Origin of the sequence: Kitasatospora sp. NBC_00315 (genome assembly GCF_041435095.1) — a bacterium.
Taxonomy (GTDB): Bacteria; Actinomycetota; Actinomycetes; order Streptomycetales; family Streptomycetaceae; genus Kitasatospora.
The window spans coordinates 6,686,187-6,704,545 of record NZ_CP108025.1 but is presented as its reverse complement, the minus strand read 5'-3'; the positions used below and the strand labels follow the sequence as shown (position 1 = coordinate 6,704,545).

The window sequence follows — 18,359 nt, the reverse complement described above, 5'->3', positions numbered from 1 at the left end:
TCTAAACGGCCGCGGATAAGCGCGATATCAGCAGGGCGGCCAATTCGGCGATTCTGGATGAGATTACGGTGAGAAGCCGTGACAAGTGCCCGCACCGGCCCGGAAAACGGCCCGGGAGCCCTGCCGCCCGGCTTCGCGGAGCGGGCCGAACGACCGCCGTCCGCCCCGGCCGGGCCACCGTCGCGAAGCGCGCCCGGCGGCTACCGCGCGGTCAGTGCGGCGCCCGAGATCCCGCCGTCCACCAGGAATTCGCCGGCGGTCACGAAGGACGCGTCGTCGCTGGCCAGGAAGGCGGCCGCGGCCGCGATCTCCTCCGGCGCCGCGAGCCTGCCCAGCGGGATCCAGCCGGGTCGGCGGGCGTCGGCGGCCGGGTCGACCGCCGGGAGGCCGCCGGACGCCGGGGCACCGACCGGCCCGGGCGAGAGCGCGTTGACGCGGATGCCCTCCCGGGCGAACTGCACCCCCAGCTCCCGCGACATCGCCAGCACCCCGCCCCGGGCGGCGGCGTACGCGATCTGCGCGGCGGCCACCTCCGTCCGCGCGACGAAGCCGACGGTGTTGACGATCGAGCCGCGCCCGTGCCGGCGCATGTACGGCAGGGCCGCCCAGCAGCAGAGGTGGACGGCGGTGAGCGTGGCCTCCTGCACCCGGTGCCAGGCGGCCGGGCCGTCGGCGGGGGCGCCGCCGGCCTCGTGCGCCGGCGGCGGCAGCGTGACGTGGTTGACCGCCACGTCGACGCTGCCGCAGGTCTCGTACGCCTCGTCGAACAACGCCTCGACCATGGCCGGGTCCCGGACGTCGGTGTGCACGAACAGGCCGCCGACCGCTCGGGCCGCCGCACGGCCGGCCTTCTCGTCGAGGTCGGCGCAGACCACCCGCGCGCCCTCGGCGGCCAGCCTGCGGGCGACGGCCAGGCCGGTCCCGCCGCCCGCTCCGGTGATCACCGCCGTGCGGCCGACCAGTCGGCGGCAGACCGGGCTCAGGTCCACGGGGGCCTTGGTCGCCGGGCTGTCGGCCATCGGGGCTCCTGCTCCTCGCTGGGGGTACGCGTCACCGGGGGTACGCGTCGGGACGCCGGCGCCGGCGGTGCCGGTATCCGCGCGTCCGCGCCGGGGGGTGTACCGGGCGAGGCCGGGCGGTCCGGGCGAAGCCGGGGCGTCTGTGCGAAACCGTACGGCCTGGCCGGGGCCGCACCGGGGAGCGCGGGAGGCGTGGCGCGCCGAGGAACGTGATTGCCGGGACACGGAGGGTGACCGGGTGGACAATTCCGGCCATGGATCGCAGGCCTTTCATCGGCGTCAGCACCTACCTGGTCGACGTGAGTTGGAGTGACTGGCGCGGGCGCCGGGTGGCCCTGGTGCCCGAGCGCACCACCGCGTACGTCCGCGACGCGGGCGGGGTGGCCCTGCTGCTGCCGCCGGACGCGCCGGAGCGTGCGCCGGAGGTGCTCGCCAGACTGGACGCGCTGGTCATCTCCGGCGGCCCGGACATGGACCCGGCGTACTACGGCCAGTCCCCGCACCCCCGGACCGAGGCGGACTCCCCCGAACGCGACCACTGGGAGACCGCCCTCGTCCGGGCGGCGCTCGCCTGCGGCATGCCGCTGCTCGGCATCTGCCGCGGCATGCAGCTGATGAACGTGGTGTGCGGCGGCTCGCTGGTGCAGCACCTGCCGGACGTCGTCCGGCCGGACGTGCACGCGGGTTCGCCCGGCCGGTACGGCACCCACGTGGTGCGGCCACTGCCGGGCACCCTGCTCGGCGGTCTGCTGCCGGAGCCCGAGCTGACCGTCCCGACCTTCCACCACCAGGCGGTCGACCGGCTGGGCGAGGGCCTGCGGGTCAACGCGCTGGCCCCGGACGGGACGATCGAGGGCATCGAGGGCACCGGTTTCACCCTCGGCGTGCAGTGGCACCCGGAGCAGGGCGAGGACCTGCGGGTGATGCAGGCCCTGGTCCGTGCCGCCACCGCCGCCCGGACGGTGCCGCTGATGCCGGTGGAGGCCCCGCTCGACCCGCCGACCCGGGCGGGCGTGAGCGCCGCCGCGCGAACCTGACACCCGGCCGCCGCGCGGGGCCCGGGTCGCGGCCGGAGCGTCCGTTCCCGGGGTTCACGCTCCCGGGCTTCGCGCTCCCGGGGTTCACGCTTCCGGGCTTCGCGCTCGCGGGGATCATCGTCCCGGGGTTCACGCTCGCGGGGCGTCCGCGCGGTGACCGCCGCCGCGGCCTGCCGGCGTCAGCCGGGCGGCAGTCCGGCCAGGGTCGCCAGCACACCGAGACCGCCCGCGGCGACCAGGGCCGCGACCGCGCCCCGGCGGGCCGGGAGCAGCCGGGCCAGGGCCGCCGCCAGCACGCCCCACTGCCAGCCGTACTGCAGGGCGCCTGCCAGCGGGACCGCCGAGCCGGCGATCGCGCCGGTCACGGCCGGCCCCGCGCCGGTCAGAAAATCCTGGACCCGGGCGTCGGCCCGCAACCGGTCGAAGTGGCGGCCGCCCAGCAGGACGAAGAGGAACGACGGGCCGAAGGCGACCGCCGCCGCCAGCAGCCCGCCGCCCAACCCGGCGGCCGCGTAGCCGACCGCCGCGACGGTGTGCACCACCGGGCCGGGGGTGACCTGTCCGAGCGCCACCGCGTCCAGGAACTGCCCGTCCGTCATCCAGTGGAAGCGGTGCACCGCGTCGTACCGCATCAGCGGGATGATCACGAAGCCGCCCCCGTACGAGAGCGCGCCGACCTTGAACGCCACCCATGCCACCGCGCCGAGGCCGCCCACCGCACCCGCCACGGGCAGCACGGCCGCGACAGCCGACCGGGGCGGGGCGCCCGCCCGGCCGCCCGGCCCGTCGTCGCCCGGCCCGCGCCACCGTCCACGCTCCCGTCCACGCGCCCGGACGGCCGACTCGGTGAGGCCGGCCGCCAGCAGGACGAGCACCAGCCAGGGGCCGGCCAGCAGCGCGGCCGACGCACCCGCGACGGCGTACGCGCCCCAGCGCACCCGGCCCGCGCGCGCCTTGCCGGCCCGCCCGAGGCTGCCGGGCACCAGCGCGGCCGCGGCCTGCACGGCCACGGCGGGCACGACCGCCCCGGCCCCGGCCGCCGCGCCGAGCACCCACACCGGTGGGTCGCCGCCGAGGAAGAGCGCGGAGAGGGCGAGGATCAGCACCAGCCCCGGCGCGATGAACCCGATCCCGCCCACCAGTGCCCCGGCGGCGCCGCGAAGCCGCCAGGCCGTGAAGATCGCCAGTTGGGTGGAGGCCGGGCCGGGCAGCAGGTTGGTGGCCGCGATGCCGTCCTCGAACTCCGCCTCGCTCATCCACCGGCGCCGCTCGACGCAGAGCCGGCGCAGCAACAGGATGTGGGCGGGCGGGCCTCCGAAACCGATCAGGCCGATCCGCACCCACTCCAGGGCGATGGTCCGTAGCCGGACCGCCGGGCTGTGCTCCACTGCCGATCGCTCCCCCGCGTGCCGCCGCGCTTCACCCGGCGTCCGGCATCCGAAGTCCGGCATCCGAAGTCCGACGTCCGGTGCCCGGGTGAGCGGCCCCGGTGCCGGGGCGGGGCGACCCTATCCGATCACGGCCAACAGCAGGGGTGGAGAAAACCGGTGGGAGCGGCTCGACGGCAACGACAACGGTCACCAGTGCAGCCTTTGGATCTCCATCCGATCTGCGGTTCACTTCGGGTGCGGGGCGGCCGCTCCCTGCCCCCGCGCGTCCACGAGAGGATCCCGATGGCCGGCCACGACCACAGCCAGCACGAGCAGGGGCACGACCGGCACGGGCACGGCGGCCACGGCCCCGGCGGGCACTCGCACGGCGTGGCCGCCGACGCCGACCGCCGGTGGCTGCTCGGCGCGCTGGCGTTGATCGTGGTCTTCATGGCCGGCGAGGTCGTGGTGGGCTTCGCCGCGCAGTCGCTGGCGCTGATCTCGGACGCCGCCCACATGCTCACCGACGCCGCCTCGATCGTCCTCGCGCTGGTCGCGATGCGGCTGGCGGCCCGTCCGGCCAGGGGCGGGTACACCTACGGGCTGAAGCGGGCCGAGATCCTCTCCGCGCAGGCCAACGGCGTCACCCTGCTGGTGCTCTCCGCCTGGCTCGGGTACGAGGCGGTCACCCGGCTGATCGACCCGCCGGACGTGACCGGCTCGCTGGTCCTGGTCACCGCCCTGGTCGGGATCGTGGTCAACATCGGGGCGGCCTGGTGCATGTCCAGGGCCAACCGCACCTCGCTGAACGTCGAGGGTGCCTACCAGCACGTACTGACCGACCTGTACGCCTTCATCGCCACCGCCGTCGCCGGCGCGGTCATGCTGACCACGGGTTTCCTGCAGGCGGACGCGATCGCCTCCCTGGTGGTGGTGGCGCTGATGCTGCGTGCGGGCGTCGGGCTGGTCCGCGACTCCGGCCGGATCTTCCTGGAGGCCGCGCCGGCCGGGATCGATCCCGACACGGTGGCGGACCGGATGATCGCGACCGAGCAGGTGGTGGAGGTCCACGACCTGCACATCTGGGAGATCACCTCCGGTCAGCCCGCGCTCTCCGCCCACGTCCTGGTCACCCCGGGCGGGGACTGCCACGCCGTCCGGCGCGGCCTGCAGCGGCGGCTGCGCGAGGAGTACCGGATCACCCACGCCACGCTGCAGGTGGACCATCTCGGCGAGGACGACGACCAGGGGCTGCTGCAGATCACCCCGGCCGGCCCGGCCGTCCTCGACGACCGCTGCGGCGACTCGCACGGCCCGGTCCACCGCAGCGGGCCGCACGAGCACTAGGCCGTGCCGCGTGAGCGATCCTCCGAGGGGCGGGGAGAGCCGACGGACGCGGCCACCGCGTCACCGGGTGACGGGGTGACGGGGTGCGACTCCGGGGCGGCGGTTGCCACGAGGTGGCGGCGGCGGCTCGGCAGCATGATGGTCGGGTGGGAGACGTTCCAGGCCACGCTCGCGCAGATGAGCTCCTTGATGCGGGCGCCGGTCCGGCCCGTGACGACGGTCGGGGTGACCCGGTCGTCGTGGGTCACCCGCTGGAGGATTCCGGCGCGGCGTCCGAGGCTGACGCACTGGGCGGTGTAGCCGATCACGGTCTCGGGCACCTTGCGACCGGTCAGCCGGGCGGCGAGTGCGTCGGCAGCCCGCCACGCCATCGGGGTCGCCGTGGCGCAGGACATCCGCAGCGGCCTCCCGCCCGCTCCTTCGGCGAGCGCGGCGTCCCCGACGGCGTACACCTCGGGGTGCGAGACCGACCGCATGGTGGCGTCGACGACGATCTGCCCGGTGTCGGACACCTCCAGCGTGGTGGCGGCCGCGATCGGGTGCACGGAGAAGCCCGCGGTCCACACGGTCACGTCGGCCGGGATCTCCCCGGCCGCGCCGGTGACCACCCGGCCCGCCTCGACGCTCGTGACCTCGGCCCGCTCGTGGACCGTGACGCCGAGCCGGTCGAGAACCACGCGCAGGTGGTGCCGGGCCTTGTCGCTGAGCCGGTCGCCGACGCCGCCGCGGGCGGCGAGGGCGACCCGGAGGTCGGGGCGGGCCTCGGCGATCTCGGTGGCCGTCTCGATACCGGTCAGCCCGCCGCCCACGACCAGTACGGTCCCACCCGGATCCAACGCGCTCAGGCGCGCCCGCAGTCGCAGCGCGTCCGGCTTCCCGGCGACGGTGTGGGCGTACTCGGCGACACCGGGGACGCCGTGGTCGGCGGCGGTGCTCCCGAGGGCGTACACGAGGGTGTCGTAGCCGAGGGTGTCGTGGCCGAGGGTGTCGTGGCCGAGGGTGTCGTGGCCGAGGGTCCCGGCGCCGTGCTCGCCGAAGAGATCGACGGTCCGGCGGTCCGCGTCGACCGCGGTGACCCGCGCCGGCCGGACCAGCACCCCGGTGCCCGCGTAGATGTCGAGCAGCGGGCGACGCGGCAGGTCCTGCCCGCTCGCGAGCTGGTGCAGACGCACCCGCTCGACGAAGTCGGGGTCGGCGTTGACCACGGTGATCTCGACGTCGTCGCGGTGCAGTCGCCTGGCGAGGCGGCCGGCGACGACGGCTCCGGCGTACCCGGCTCCGAGGACGACGATGCGGTGCTTCATGGCTTGCTCCTGTCCGGTGGGATTCACCTCCTGAACCGGACAGCCCCGCGATCCCTGACGGGAAGGGGATGTGACGTGGGTCACCAGATCTCCGCGAGGGGGTGATGCGGGCCGGCGGCCGCCCACCGGCGCGTGATGCGCTCCAGCTTGTCGGGGTTGACCTGGATGGTGACCGCCTCGACGCCCTCGGGGGTCGGGGCGAGGCAGAGGACGGCGAGGATCCGCTCGCCGGCCGCGACCAGCACGGCGGGCGAGCCGTTGACGACGGCGGCGTGGAGGGCGGCCCGGCCACCGGCCTCGGCCCGCTTGGCCGCGCCCGGCCGGAACAGCCCGCGCAGGTAGCGCGCGACCCCGAGCGCACCGACGACCGGGGTCCTGCGGGCCCGGACCCGCGCACCGCCGTCGGCCACGCCCACCGCGTCGTCGGTGAGCAGCCGGATCAGCGGTTCGGTCTCGCCGCTGAGGGCCGCGGCGAGAAATCCCTCGACGACCTTGCGCGCGGCGGCCGCGTCGACCTCGGTGCGGGCCCGGCCGCTGGAGAGGTGCTGCTTGGCCCGCCGGTGGATCTGCTGGCAGTTGGACTCGGTGAGGTCGAGGATCTCCGCGATCTCGCGGTGCGCGTACCCGAACGCCTCACGCAGCACGTACACCGCGCGCTCGTTGGGCGACAGCCGCTCCATGAGGATGAGCATCGCCGTGGAGACCGACTCGCGCTGCTCGGCGGTCTCGGCCGGCCCGAGCATCCGGTCCCCGGCCAGGACCGGCTCCGGGAGCCACTGCCCCACGTAGGTCTCCCGCCTGGCCCGCGCCGAGGTGAGCTGATTGAGGCAGAGGTTGGTGAGCACCTTCGTCAGCCACGCCGCCGGCGTCTCGATCCGTTCCCGGTCCGCCGCGTGCCAGCGCAGAAACGTGTCCTGCACCGCGTCCTCGGCGTCACCGGCCGACCCCAGCAGCCGATAGGCGATGGCCTCCAGACGGCCCCTGGAACGCTCGAACGGATCGGCCTCGTACGGACGGAGCGACATCGCGCCATGATCGGCCATGCGCGCCGGCCGCGTCCACCCGGCCCGCGTCCACCCTGCCCGCGTCCACCCGGCCCGCGCGTACCCGGCCCGTGGTCGGCCCGGCACGCGATCGCCCGCTTCGACGCGTCCGCTCACACGCGCCCGCCGGGCGGGGTCCGGCACCCGGACGGGGGTGACACGGCGGCGGCCGGCTGTGACGATGCAGCCATGACGACCACACCCACCACCTTCGCCATCGCGGGCAGCGGCTGGCGCGCGGAGTTCTTCGTCCGGCTGGCGGCCCTGCTGCCCGAGCAGCTGACCCTGGTGGGCGCGGTCGTCCGGCGTCCGGAGGCGGCCGAGGAGGCCGCCCGGCGGTGGAAGGTGCCGGCGTACCTCTCCCCCGGGGAGCTGGTGGCCGCGCGGCGTCCCGACTTCGTGATCAGCAGCGTGCCGTGGTCCGCCAACCCCGAGGTGGTCGCCGCGCTGGCCGAGGCCGGCGTCCGGGTCCTCAGCGAGACCCCACCGGCGCCGGACGCGGACGGGCTGCGGCGACTGTGGGAGCGGGTCGGCCCCGGCGGGCTCGTCCAGGTGGCCGAGCAGTACCTGCTGATGCCGGGCCACGCCGCCCGCCGCGCGCTGGTCGAGCGCGGGGTGATCGGCCGGCCCACCGGCGTCCAGGTCTCCTCCACCCACATGTACCACGCGGTCGCGATGATCCGGGGCCTGCTCGGAGCGGGGTTCGGCCCGGTCCGGGTCTCGGCGTCCCGCTTCCGCGCCCCGCTGGTCGACCCGCTGACCCGGGACGGCTGGACCGGCGACGACACCCCCCGGGAGGCGGCCACCACGATCGCCACGCTGGACTTCGGGGGTGCGTCCGGCCTGTACGACTTCACCGACAACCAATGGCACAACCAGCTGCGCCTGCGCCGGATCGTCGTGCGCGGCAGCCACGGCGAGATCGCCGACGACACCGTGGTGCGGCTGGCGGGCGAGCGCACCATCACCAGGTCGGCCCTGGTGCGCTCGCAGCTCGGCTACGACCTCAACCTGGACGGCTACGACACCGAGCACATCACCTTCGACGGCGCCGTGGTCTACCGCAACCCCTTCCTCGGCCTGCGGCTGATGGACGAGGAGATCGCCATCGCCACCCTGCTGACGGCGACAGGGGCCTGGGCACGGGAGGAGGGCCCCGCTCCGTACCCGCTGGCCGAGGCGTGCCAGGACCACCTGATCGCGCTCGCGGTGGAGGAGTCCGCCGCCGGCGGCGGCGCGGTGACGACCGGCGTCGAGCCGTGGCACGGGAAGGACGCCGACCGCTGACCGCCCGTAGCACCCGTAGCACCCGGGGCGCCCGGTGCCGTCTGGCGGCCGACTGTCGGTCCGGTACGGCATGATCGGAGGCGTGACCGTACCGCGACTGATGCTGCTCGACTCGGCCAGCCTGTACTTCCGGGCCTACTACGGCGTGCCGGATTCGCTCCGCTCCCCCGCCGGCGAACCGGTGAACGCCGTCCGGGGGCTGCTGGACTTCATCGCCCGGCTCGTCCACGACCACCGCCCCGACCGGCTGGTCGCCTGCATGGACGCGGACTGGCGTCCGCAGTGGCGGGTGGATCTGGTGCCCTCCTACAAGACCCACCGGCTGGCCGAGGCCGGTGCGGAGGGCGAGGAGGAGATCCCGGACACGCTGGCCCCGCAGGTCCCGGTGATCGAGCAGGTGCTGGACGCGCTCGGCATCGCCCGGGTCGGCTCGCCCGGCTACGAGGCGGACGACGTGATCGGCACACTGACCGCGCGGACGAGCGGCCCGGTGCAGATCGTCACCGGCGACCGGGACCTCTTCCAGCTGGTGGACGACACCCGGCCGGTGCAGGTGCTCTATCCGGTGAAGGGCATGGGCAACCTGCAGATCACGGACGACGCGCTGCTGCTGGAGAAGTACGGCGTGCGCGGGGACCGCTACGCGGACATGGCCGCCCTGCGCGGGGACCCGAGCGACGGCCTGCCGGGTGTGAAGGGGATCGGCGAGAAGACCGCCGCGCAGCTGATCGGCGAGTACGGCGACCTGGCGGCGATCCGCGCGGCCGCGCTGGACCTGCGCTCGCGCCTGACCCCGGCCCGACGGAAGAACATCATCGAGGGCTCGGCCTACCTGGACGTCGCCCCCACCGTCGTCCGCGTCGCCACCGACGCGCCGCTGCCGGCGTTCGACCCGGTGCTTCCGAAGGAGCCGCTGGACCCGATGACGTTGGAGGAGCTGTCCGTGCGCTGGGGCCTCGGCAGCTCGCTGGAGCGGCTGCTGGAGACACTGCGCGGCTGACCCCACGGGCCGCCGCCCGCACGGAGCAGCGGGGGCGGCAGGGCAGGTCCGAACATGACGGGCGGCCGGGACCGAACAGTCCCGGCCGCCCGTCGTTCGCCGGTGCGGTGCCCGTCAGCTCACCGAGGAGTAGGCGATGATGCCGCGCCGCAGGCTGTCCACGGCCTTGCGGGCCGTGCCGCGCAGTTGGGCGTCCTCGCCCGCCGCGTCCTGGATCTGTCCGAGCACGTCGATCAGCTGCTTCGTCCAGCGGACGAAGTCACCGGCCGGCATCTCGGCGTCGCGCAGGACGGCGTCCAGGTTGTGGCCCAGCGACCAGCGGTAGGCGACCCAGGCGAAGCCGAGATCGGGCTCGCGCTGGCCGACGCCCTCCGCGGTGTTGATCCGGTGCTGCTCCTCCAGGGCGTCGAGGTGGCCCCAGATCCGGACCATGCGTCCCAGCGCCTCCTTCGCGGCGCCCTCCGGAACGCGCGGGGCCGCCGCGTCGTCGGCCTGCCGGGCCTCGTAGACCAGCGCGGAGGCGCAGGCCGCCAGTTCGGCGGCGGCGAGGTCCTTCCAGACGCCCTCGCGGATGCACTCGGAGGCGAGCAGGTCGAGCTCCCCGTAGAGCCGGCCGAGGCGCTTGCCGTCGGGGGTGACGGTGTCGCCCTGGAGGTAGCCGAGGTCGGTGAGCAGCCCGCAGACCCGGTCGAAGGTGCGGGCGATGGTGTGGGTACGGGAGCGCATCTTGCGCTCCAGCAGGTCGGTGTCGCGGTGCAGGCGGTGGTAGCGCTCGGCCCAGCGGGCGTGGTCCTCGCGCTGGTCGCACCCGTGGCAGGGGTGCTGGCGCAGGGCGGCGCGCAGCCGGGTGATCTCCGGGTCGTCGGCGGCGGCCGCGCGGCCCTTGCGGAACCGCTCGGGCTCCAGATGGCCGGCCTTGGTCCGCAGCACGGAGGCCAGATCCCGGCGGGACTGGGGGCTGCGCGGGTTGAACGACTTCGGGATCTTGAGCCGGTCGATCGCGGCGACCGGATGCGGGAAGTCGATCATCGCGAGCCGCTTGACCTGCCGCTCGGCGGTGAGCACCACCGGACGGGGCCCGTCCTGGTAGTCGGGGTGGCGGTGGGTGCGCGGCGAGCGGCTGACCGGCGGCAGGCCCGGGTCGAGGACGAGGGCGAGGCCCGCGAACTTGCCGGTCGGCACGTGGATCACGTCGCCCGGCTTGAGCTGCTCGATCGCCTCTACGGCGGCCGCCCGGCGCTGGCCGCTGCCCTCCCGGGCGAGGTCGTTCTCGCGGTCCTTGAGTTCCCGGCGCAGGCCCATGTACTCGTCGAAGTCACCGAGGTGGCAGGTCATCGACTCGCGGTAGCCGTCCAGGCCCTCCTCGTTGCGCTGGACCTGCTTGGCGATGCCGACCACCGAGCGGTCCGCCTGGAACTGCGCGAAGGAGGTCTCCAGCAGCTCGCGCGAGCGGTGCCGGCCGAACTGGGAGACCAGGTTGACGGCCATGTTGTAGGACGGCCGGAACGAGGACTTCAGCGGATAGGTGCGGGTGCCGGCCAGGCCGGCCAGCGCCTCCGGGTCGAGGCCGCGCTGCCAGAGCACCACCGCGTGGCCCTCGATGTCGATGCCGCGACGGCCGGCCCGGCCGGTGAGCTGGGTGTACTCGCCGGGGGTGATGTCGGCGTGGGTCTCGCCGTTCCACTTGACCAGCTTCTCCATGACCACCGAGCGGGCGGGCATGTTGATGCCGAGCGCGAGCGTCTCGGTGGCGAAGACGGCCTTGACCAGGCCCTTCACGAAGAGCTCCTCCACCACCTCCTTGAAGCGCGGCAGCATCCCGGCGTGGTGGGCGGCGATACCGCGCTCCAGGCCGTCCAGCCACTCGAAGTAGCCGAGGACGTGCAGGTCCTCGTCGGGGATGTCGGCGCAGCGCTCCTCGACGATCTCCCGGACCCGGTGGCGGTCGGAGTCCTTGTTCAGCCGCAGGCCCGAGCCGAGGCACTGCTGGACGGCCGCCTCGCAGCCGGCCCGGCTGAAGATGAAGGTGATCGCCGGGAGCAGGCCCTCGGCGTCGAGCCGGTCGATGACGTCGACCCGGCTGGGGGTCCAGACCCGCCCGGGGCGTCCGTTCGGCATGGAGCGCCCGCGGCCCTTGGCGAAGCGGTCGCCGCGCGGGTTCACCGCCACCTCGGAGCGGGCGAGCCGCACCAGCTCGGGGTTGACCAGCTTGGCCGGGTTGCGCGGGGCGTCCTTGGGGCGGCCGTCGCGGTCCGGGTTGGCGAACAGGTCGTACATCCGGTTGCCGGCCATCACGTGCTGCCAGAGCGGCACCGGGCGGTGCTCCGAGACGATCACCTTCGTGCCGCCGCGCACGGTGTCCAGCCAGTCGCCGAACTCCTCGGCGTTGGAGACCGTCGCCGAGAGCGAGACCAGCGTGACGGACTCGGGGAGGTGGATGATGACCTCCTCCCAGACCGCGCCGCGGATGCGGTCGGCGAGGTAGTGCACCTCGTCCATCACCACGTAGCCGAGGCCGTTCAGGGTCTGCGAGCCCGCGTAGAGCATGTTGCGCAGCACCTCGGTGGTCATCACGACCACCGGGGCGTCCCCGTTGACGGTGTTGTCACCGGTGAGCAGGCCGACTTTGTCGGCGCCGTAGCGCCTGACCAGGTCGCCGAACTTCTGGTTCGACAGGGCCTTGATCGGTGTGGTGTAGAAGCACTTGCGCCCGCCCTGGAGGGCGAGGTGCACGGCGAACTCGCCGACGATGGTCTTGCCGGAGCCGGTGGGCGCGGCGACCAGCACCCCTTCGCCGGCCTCCAGGGCCCGGCAGGCCTCGATCTGGAACTCGTCCAGCGGGAAGTCGTACAGCTGCTGGAAGCCGTGGAGGGCGGTGGCCTGCTCCTTGGCGCGGCGGCGGAAGGCCGCGTACGCCTCGGCCGGGCCGAGCTCCTCGGACCGCTGGTCGTCGGAACGCTGCGGGACGGTGTTCATCCGCGTCACCTCTTCTTCCCGTAGGACTGCTGCGTCCCGTGGGGCTGGGGCCCGAACGGGCGGAACGGGGGCGCAGACGGCGACGCCTGCGGCTGCGGGGCCGGGCCGGTGCCGGAGGTGACCGGAGCCGGGGCGCAGCGGGTGCGGTGGGTGTGGTGATCGAGCATCTCAGGCAGAGGTTACCCGGCGGGACAGACATCGATAGCACCGTTTTTCCGGCGGTCGGCGGAACGCCCCGGATGAGGCTCGGGATCACCTCTCAATCAGATCCATAGTTGCAAAAGTCTTCAATCGATCACTGTCCACCACCCGTCCGACCCGGCTGTGACCAGCAACGGTCGTCTCTGATCATTCGTCATCGCCGGACCCGGCGGCTGCCTACAGTCGGGACCGACAGCCCCCGCACCGGTAGGGGCCCGGCCCACAGGAGGATCGTGATGGCGAATCTGGAGACGTCCCTCAAGGAAGCCATGACCATCGACGGCGCGATCGGGGTCGCGCTGGTCGACTACGGCAGCGGCATGGCGCTCGGCACCCTCGGCGACAACACCGAACTGGACCTCAACGTCGCCGCCGCCGGCAACACCGACCTGGTCCGCGCCAAGATGCGCACGATGGAGATGCTCAACCTCCACGACAACGAGATCGACGACATCCTGATCAGCCTCACCACGCAGTACCACCTGATCCGGCCGCTGACCACGCAGAGCGGCCGCGGTCTCTTCCTCTACCTCGCGCTGCACCGCAACCGCGCCAACCTCGCCATGGCCCGCCACCAGCTCAGGCGGATCGAGGTCGGCCTGGAGGTCTGACCCGGCCGGCCCGGGGTGTCGTCGCAGAAGCCGCACGAGGAAGGCTGGAACCGTGGCCACGGCCCTCTACCAGGCGAAGGCCGAGTTCTTCCGGATGCTCGGCCATCCCATCCGGATCCGCGTGCTGGAACTGCTCCAGGCCGGACCCACGCCCGTACGCGAACTGCTCGCGGCGATCGACATCGAACCGTCCAGCCTCTCCCAGCAGCTCGCCGTGCTGCGCCGCTCCGGCATCGTCACGGCCAGCCGGGAGGGCTCGACCGTGGTCTACGCCCTCGCGGGAGGAGACGTCGCGGACCTGCTGAAGGCGGCCCGGCGGATCCTCACCGTCCTGCTGGCCGACCAGAACATCCTGCTCGCCGAGCTCCGCGCGGCGGACTGAGCCCACCGGTCCGCGGACGCCGCTCCGGCGGCCCGGCAACACCACCCCGCCGGGCCCGCACGCGGGACAGTGGTCGTATGACACTGCACTGGAAACTCGTCATCGACTGCGGGAACGCACCGGCCCTCGCGGATTTCTGGGCCGCGGCGCTGGACTACCGGGTGGAGGACCCCGCTCCGCTGATCGGACGCCTCCTGGCCGCCGGGCAGCTCACCGAGGACGCCGTCACCGAGCACGACGGCCGCGCGCTCTTCCGGGGGTACGCCGCGATCCGCCATCCCGAGGACCCGTACGACGGGACCAGTGGCGTCGGCCGGGGCCGGCGTCTGCTCTTCCAGGAGGTGCCCGAGGCCAAGTCCGGCAAGAACCGGCTGCACCTGGACGTCCACAGCGAGCCCGGCGGCCTCGACCGGCTGGTGTCCCGGCTCGAAGACCTGGGGGCGAGCCGCGTCAGCGAGGTGGACAAGGGGCCGGCCGGCCACTGGTGGGTCATGCGGGACCCGGAGGGCAACGAGTTCTGCGTGGCGTAGCCGGCTTCGCCCCGTCGGAAGGCGCGCCCCGTCGGAAGGCGCGCCCTGCCGGAAGGCGCGCCCTGCCGGTGGCGCGCCCGCACGGTCGGCCGGTCGCCGAGCGGACACCCGGGGCGTGGCCGGTGGCCCGGCGCCACGCCCCGGTGCACCGGCGGGGTCAGCAGCCCCGGGCCGCGGCGCCGCCCGTGAGCAGCGCGAACGCCGACTCGGCGGAGGCCACCGCCACCGGGGCGCTGTCGTCCGCGCTCCCCCCGTCGGCGATCCGGCTCCAGTTGGCGTGGGCCAGCACCTGGCGCACGGCCACGTACTGGGCCGCGACCAGGCGCGCCGTCAGGGCGTCGGGCGCGCCGGGGCCCTCCGCCAGTGCCTCGGTCAGCGCGTCCACGTCCGCCGCCAGGAAGTCCATCAGGTGCGAGCTGAGGCTCGGGGTCTCGTAGACCAGCCGGTGGAAGGCCACCACGTCGGGCAGGTCACTCAGACCGCTCGCCGCGTCCCGCGCCGCCAGCCGCTCCAGGAAGTGCCGCCGCAGCGCCTCCAGCGGGGTCAGCCCGGCTGGACGCGCGCGGACCACGCCCGCCGCCTCCCCGAGGTGGTCGCCGATCCGGTGCAGGACCAGGTCCTCCTTGGTGGCGAAGTAGCGGAACAGCGTCGGCTTGGAGACCTCGGCGGCGGCCGCGATCTGCGCGACCGAGACCTGGTCGAAGCCGTGCGCAAGGAACAGGGAGATCGCCGTGTCGGCGAGGGCCTGCCGCGTGCGCTCCTTCTTCAGGGTCCGCAGACCTCCGGGCTCGCTCATGGGTCGATCCTAACCCAGGAACTTTCGTTACCGGGTTGCTTTTATTACCCGGTTGTCCTTTCATGGTGTCCACCACCGAGAAGGGAACCGAGACATGGCATCCGTACTGATCGTGGGCGCCGGCCCGACCGGACTGACGCTCGCCTGCGTCCTCGCCCGCCAGGGCGCCGACATCCGGATCATCGACCGCGCGCCCGGGCACCACCGCATCTCCCGCGGCAAGGCGCTGAACCCCCGCAGTCTGGAGGCGCTCGCGGACCTCGGACTCGCCGAGCGGCTGGCCGCCGTCGGCCGCCCGCACCTGGCCTTCCGCAAGTACTTCGCCGGGAGGCACGTCAGCGACACCGATCCCGCCGCCGAGGCCGTCGCGACCCCGGACGCCCCCTACCCCGGCCCGCTCTCGCTGCCCCAGTGGCGGGTCGAGGAGATCCTGCGGGAGCGGCTGGCCGAACACGGCGTCCAGGTCGAGACCGGCAGGGAGCTGGCGGGCCTGGAGCAGGACGAGCACGGCGTCACGGCCCTGCTGGCGGACGGAGGCCGGATCACGGCCGACCACCTGGTCGGGTGCGACGGCGCCGGCAGCAGGGTCCGCAAGCTGATCGGCGTGCCCTTCGAGGGCGCCACCGACCCGGGCCAGGTGATGGTCTGCGGCGACGTCGAGGTGGACGGCGACCTGGATCGCACGGTGTGGCACCAGTGGTTCGACGCCGACGGCGCCGTCCTGCTCTGCCCGTTCCGGGACTCCCCCACCTGGCAGTTCCAGGCCGTCCCGGAGCGGGACGAGGACGGCGCCCCGGTCGAACCCTCTCTGGAGGGCTTCCAGCGCCTGTTCGACCGGTACGCACAGCTGCCCGGGGTACGGCTGCGCAACGCGACCTGGCTCTCCACCTGGCGGGCCAACGTCCGGATCGCCACGCGGTACCGGGTCGGCCGGGTCCTGCTCGCCGGGGACGCCGCCCATGTGCACCCCTTCACGGGCGGGCTGGGCATGAACACCGGGATCCAGGACGCCTGGAACCTCGGTTGGAAGCTCGCCCTGGTGCTGGCCGGCCGGGCCGGGCCGGACCTGCTCGACACCTACGAGCAGGAGCGTCTGCCGGTCGCCGCCCGGGCCTTGAGCCTCAGCAGCACCGCCTTCGCCACGGTGATGGAGGCCGTGAAGGTCCCGGGGGTGGGAGTGGAGTCGATCAGCGTGCCGGATCTGCGCGGCCTGGGCATCCACTACCGCTGGAGCCCGCTCGCGGCGGGCCCGACGGCGGCCGGCGACGGCCCGCGGGCCGGCGACCGCGCACCCGACGCGCCCTGCCGGCGCCCGGACGGCACGGCCGTCCGGCTCTTCGAGTGCTTCGCCGGCGGCCGCTTCACCCTGCTCGGCTTCGGCGCCGCCGCCCGGCCCGCCCTGACGGGCTGGGGCCCGCTGCTCCGACCGGTCGCCGTGGAGGCGGGACCGGACGGGAGCGGGACACCGGAGGACCCGGACGGGGTCCGGACGCCGGAGGACCCGGACGGGGTCCGGACGCTGGAGGACCCGGAGGGGCACGCCCGGCGGGCGTACGGGATCACCGGGGACGCGCTGGTGCTGGTCCGGCCGGACAACCACCTCGCGCTGGTCGCCCCGGCCGACGGCGGGGAGCTCGTCCGGGCGTACCTCGACGGGCTGGGCCGCACGGGCGAACCGGCCCGCGCGGGCGACCCGGCCTGAGCACCCGTCACCGGCTCGGCCCGTCAGGCCTCGTCGAGCCGCTGTCGCTGCTCCGGTGTCAGCTCCAGCTCCACCGCGTCCAGCGACTCGTCCAGCTGGGCCACCGAGCTGGCGCCGATGACCGGCAGCACCGGGAGCTCCCCGCCCATCAGCCAGGCCAGCACCACCTGCCCGGCGGTGGCGGCGGTCTCGGCCGCCACCTCCCGCAGAACCGCGAGCTGGGCGGCCGCCCCGGCGTGCCGGTACTGCGGCAGGAGCGGCTTGGCCGGGTCGGTGTAGGCGCCGGAGAGCAGGGGGGTGTAGGCGAGCAGGGTGAGATCCGGCTCGGCGCGGGCGTAGTCCAGCAGTTCGGGGGTGACGTGCTGCTGGGTGCCGAAGTCGGTCCCGGCCGCCGGGCGCAGGTAGCTGTGCCGCTGCTGGATGCAGGTGTAGCCGGCCACACCGCGCGCCCGGGCGAGAGCGCGCGAGCGCTCCAGCCGCCAGGTCAGCTGGTTGCTGATACCGACCTGACCCGCGATCCCGTCCCGGACCAGCGCGCCGAACGCGTCGACCGTCTCCTCCAGCGGCGTGGCCCGGTCGTCGAGATGGCCGTAGAGCAGCTCGACCCGGTCGGTGCCCAGCCGCTCGAGGCTGCCCTCGACGCCCCGGCGGACCACCTCGGCGGCCAGCCCCTCGGCGCTCTCCGGCCACGGCCCGGGCCCGGCCGGATGGGCACCGACCTTGGTGGAGAGCACCAGGTCGTCCCGGGTGCCGCGCTCGGCCAGCCAGCGGCCGAGCAGCAGCTCGCTCTCGTCGCCGCTCGCGCCGTCGACCCAGAAGCTGTAGCAGTTCGCGGTGTCGACGAAGGTGCCCCCGCGCTCGACGAAACGGTCCAGGACGGCGTACGAGGCCGCCGGGCCGACCGTGCTGCCGAACGGGAGGGCGCCCAGGCAGAGCGCGCTGACCCGGGGGCCGGGAGTGCCGTCGGCGAGACGGCCGAGGGTGCGGTAGCGCATGGTTCCTCCGTGGTGGTGGCTCGACGCTGCGTCAGGAACCCTGTCAGCTGGAGCGCACTCCAGGTCAACCGCCGGCCGGCGGGCCCGGACCGGGCGGAGCGCGGCGCCGCCCACCACGCCGGCCTCGGCCCACCCCGGCGCCTCGCCACGCCCCATGTCGCCACACCGTGTGCCACCACGCCCCACGTCACCACGCCCCACGTCGCCACATCCGGCCGGCGCTGGCATCATCGCCCGCATGAGCCCAGCAACCGCCACCGCCACCGCTATCGGCACCGGCACCGGCACAGCCACCGGCACAGCCACCGCCCTGCTGACGCCGGCGCAGGCCGTCGAACGGTCCGGCTTCAGCCTGGACACCCTGCGCTACTACGAGCGGATCGGCCTGCTGGGCACGGTCGGGCGCTCACGCACCGGGCACCGCCGCTTCACCCCGCACGACCTGGAGTGGCTCGCCGTGCTGCGCTGCCTGCGCGACACCGGCATGCCGATCGCCGACATGCTCCGCTTCGCCGAACTCGTGCGGGCCGGTGAGGCCACCGTCGGCGCCCGGCTGACCGCTCTGGAGCGGCACGACGCCCAGGTGGAGGCGCAGATCGCGCACCTGCGCCTCCAGCAGGAGCTGATCCACCGGAAGATCGGGCACTACCGCGCGGCGCTGGGCGGCGCGGACCCGGCGCGGGACTGAGGACGACCGCCCGCCCGGGCGGCCGGGCCGTTCGGGGCGGCGCGGTACGGGTTCGCCGCCGCCACCCCGCA

The 18,359-nt window shown here is 74.4% G+C and carries 16 protein-coding genes; 9 read left to right on the top strand and 7 right to left on the bottom strand.

From position 1 onward, the window contains the following. Positions 1 to 200: 200 nt before the first annotated feature. Complete coding sequence (locus tag OG823_RS28060) at positions 201 to 1,019, bottom strand: SDR family oxidoreductase (RefSeq protein ID WP_371482848.1); 819 nt, start codon at positions 1,017 to 1,019, stop codon at positions 201 to 203. Between the two features lie 254 nt (positions 1,020 to 1,273). On the opposite strand from OG823_RS28060, the gene OG823_RS28055 reads away from it, so the two are divergent. Next, entirely contained in the window at positions 1,274 to 2,056 is a 783-nt protein-coding gene (locus OG823_RS28055) for a gamma-glutamyl-gamma-aminobutyrate hydrolase family protein (protein WP_371482847.1), read from the top strand. Between the two features lie 179 nt (positions 2,057 to 2,235). Here OG823_RS28055 and chrA read toward each other — a convergent pair whose 3' ends face one another. After that, a complete protein-coding gene (gene chrA, locus OG823_RS28050; RefSeq protein ID WP_371482846.1) occupies positions 2,236 to 3,444 on the bottom strand; it encodes a chromate efflux transporter in 1,209 nt (402 codons plus the stop codon). A gap of 285 nt (positions 3,445 to 3,729) precedes the next feature. On the opposite strand from chrA, the gene OG823_RS28045 reads away from it, so the two are divergent. Further along, positions 3,730 to 4,773 carry a cation diffusion facilitator family transporter gene (locus OG823_RS28045; protein ID WP_371482844.1) on the top strand — a complete coding sequence of 348 codons (1,044 nt, stop codon included), beginning with the start codon at positions 3,730 to 3,732 and terminating at the stop codon, positions 4,771 to 4,773. On the opposite strand, the gene OG823_RS28040 is transcribed toward OG823_RS28045, so the two are convergent. Together OG823_RS28040 and OG823_RS28035 are read right to left on the bottom strand one after the other, a co-directional pair. Next, positions 4,770 to 6,077 (bottom strand): NAD(P)/FAD-dependent oxidoreductase, encoded by a 1,308-nt coding sequence (locus tag OG823_RS28040; RefSeq protein ID WP_371482843.1) that lies wholly within the window; start codon positions 6,075 to 6,077, stop codon positions 4,770 to 4,772. The genes OG823_RS28045 and OG823_RS28040 overlap by 4 nt on opposite strands. A gap of 80 nt (positions 6,078 to 6,157) precedes the next feature. After that, the gene (locus OG823_RS28035) at positions 6,158 to 7,102 is read right to left on the bottom strand and encodes an RNA polymerase sigma-70 factor (protein WP_371482841.1); all 945 of its coding nucleotides are present in this window, start codon (positions 7,100 to 7,102) and stop codon (positions 6,158 to 6,160) included. Positions 7,103 to 7,309: 207 nt separating this feature from the next. Here OG823_RS28035 and OG823_RS28030 point away from each other — a divergent pair, with 207 nt between their 5' ends. After that, positions 7,310 to 8,407: a Gfo/Idh/MocA family protein gene (locus OG823_RS28030; RefSeq protein ID WP_371482839.1), complete on the top strand. Its 1,098-nt coding sequence runs from the start codon at positions 7,310 to 7,312 to the stop codon at positions 8,405 to 8,407. A gap of 100 nt (positions 8,408 to 8,507) precedes the next feature. After that, on the top strand, positions 8,508 to 9,407 hold the full coding sequence (locus tag OG823_RS28025) for a 5'-3' exonuclease H3TH domain-containing protein (protein WP_371484678.1): 900 nt from the start codon (positions 8,508 to 8,510) through the stop codon (positions 9,405 to 9,407). Between the two features lie 114 nt (positions 9,408 to 9,521). Here OG823_RS28025 and OG823_RS28020 read toward each other — a convergent pair whose 3' ends face one another. Further along, complete coding sequence (locus OG823_RS28020) at positions 9,522 to 12,383, bottom strand: DEAD/DEAH box helicase (protein ID WP_371482838.1); 2,862 nt, start codon at positions 12,381 to 12,383, stop codon at positions 9,522 to 9,524. Between the two features lie 437 nt (positions 12,384 to 12,820). Between OG823_RS28020 and OG823_RS28015 the strand changes: the two genes are divergently transcribed. The 3 genes from OG823_RS28015 (at position 12,821) to OG823_RS28005 (ending at position 14,107) form a co-directional block, all read left to right on the top strand. Then, positions 12,821 to 13,195, top strand: a complete 375-nt coding sequence (locus tag OG823_RS28015) for a hypothetical protein (RefSeq protein WP_371482837.1) — start codon at positions 12,821 to 12,823, stop codon at positions 13,193 to 13,195. A 52-nt stretch (positions 13,196 to 13,247) separates the two neighbouring features. After that, positions 13,248 to 13,577 (top strand): ArsR/SmtB family transcription factor, encoded by a 330-nt coding sequence (locus tag OG823_RS28010; protein ID WP_371482836.1) that lies wholly within the window; start codon positions 13,248 to 13,250, stop codon positions 13,575 to 13,577. Between the two features lie 77 nt (positions 13,578 to 13,654). Continuing rightward, positions 13,655 to 14,107 (top strand): VOC family protein, encoded by a 453-nt coding sequence (locus OG823_RS28005; RefSeq protein ID WP_371482834.1) that lies wholly within the window; start codon positions 13,655 to 13,657, stop codon positions 14,105 to 14,107. A 157-nt stretch (positions 14,108 to 14,264) separates the two neighbouring features. Here OG823_RS28005 and OG823_RS28000 read toward each other — a convergent pair whose 3' ends face one another. Then, a complete protein-coding gene (locus OG823_RS28000) occupies positions 14,265 to 14,903 on the bottom strand; it encodes a TetR family transcriptional regulator (protein ID WP_371482833.1) in 639 nt (212 codons plus the stop codon). 94 nt (positions 14,904 to 14,997) lie between these two features. Here OG823_RS28000 and OG823_RS27995 point away from each other — a divergent pair, with 94 nt between their 5' ends. Continuing rightward, positions 14,998 to 16,605 (top strand): FAD-dependent monooxygenase, encoded by a 1,608-nt coding sequence (locus OG823_RS27995; protein ID WP_371482832.1) that lies wholly within the window; start codon positions 14,998 to 15,000, stop codon positions 16,603 to 16,605. Positions 16,606 to 16,628: 23 nt separating this feature from the next. Here OG823_RS27995 and OG823_RS27990 read toward each other — a convergent pair whose 3' ends face one another. Continuing rightward, positions 16,629 to 17,600 (bottom strand): aldo/keto reductase, encoded by a 972-nt coding sequence (locus OG823_RS27990; RefSeq protein WP_371482831.1) that lies wholly within the window; start codon positions 17,598 to 17,600, stop codon positions 16,629 to 16,631. A 238-nt stretch (positions 17,601 to 17,838) separates the two neighbouring features. On the opposite strand from OG823_RS27990, the gene OG823_RS27985 reads away from it, so the two are divergent. Continuing rightward, complete coding sequence (locus tag OG823_RS27985; RefSeq protein ID WP_371482830.1) at positions 17,839 to 18,288, top strand: MerR family transcriptional regulator; 450 nt, start codon at positions 17,839 to 17,841, stop codon at positions 18,286 to 18,288. Positions 18,289 to 18,359: the final 71 nt, after the last annotated feature.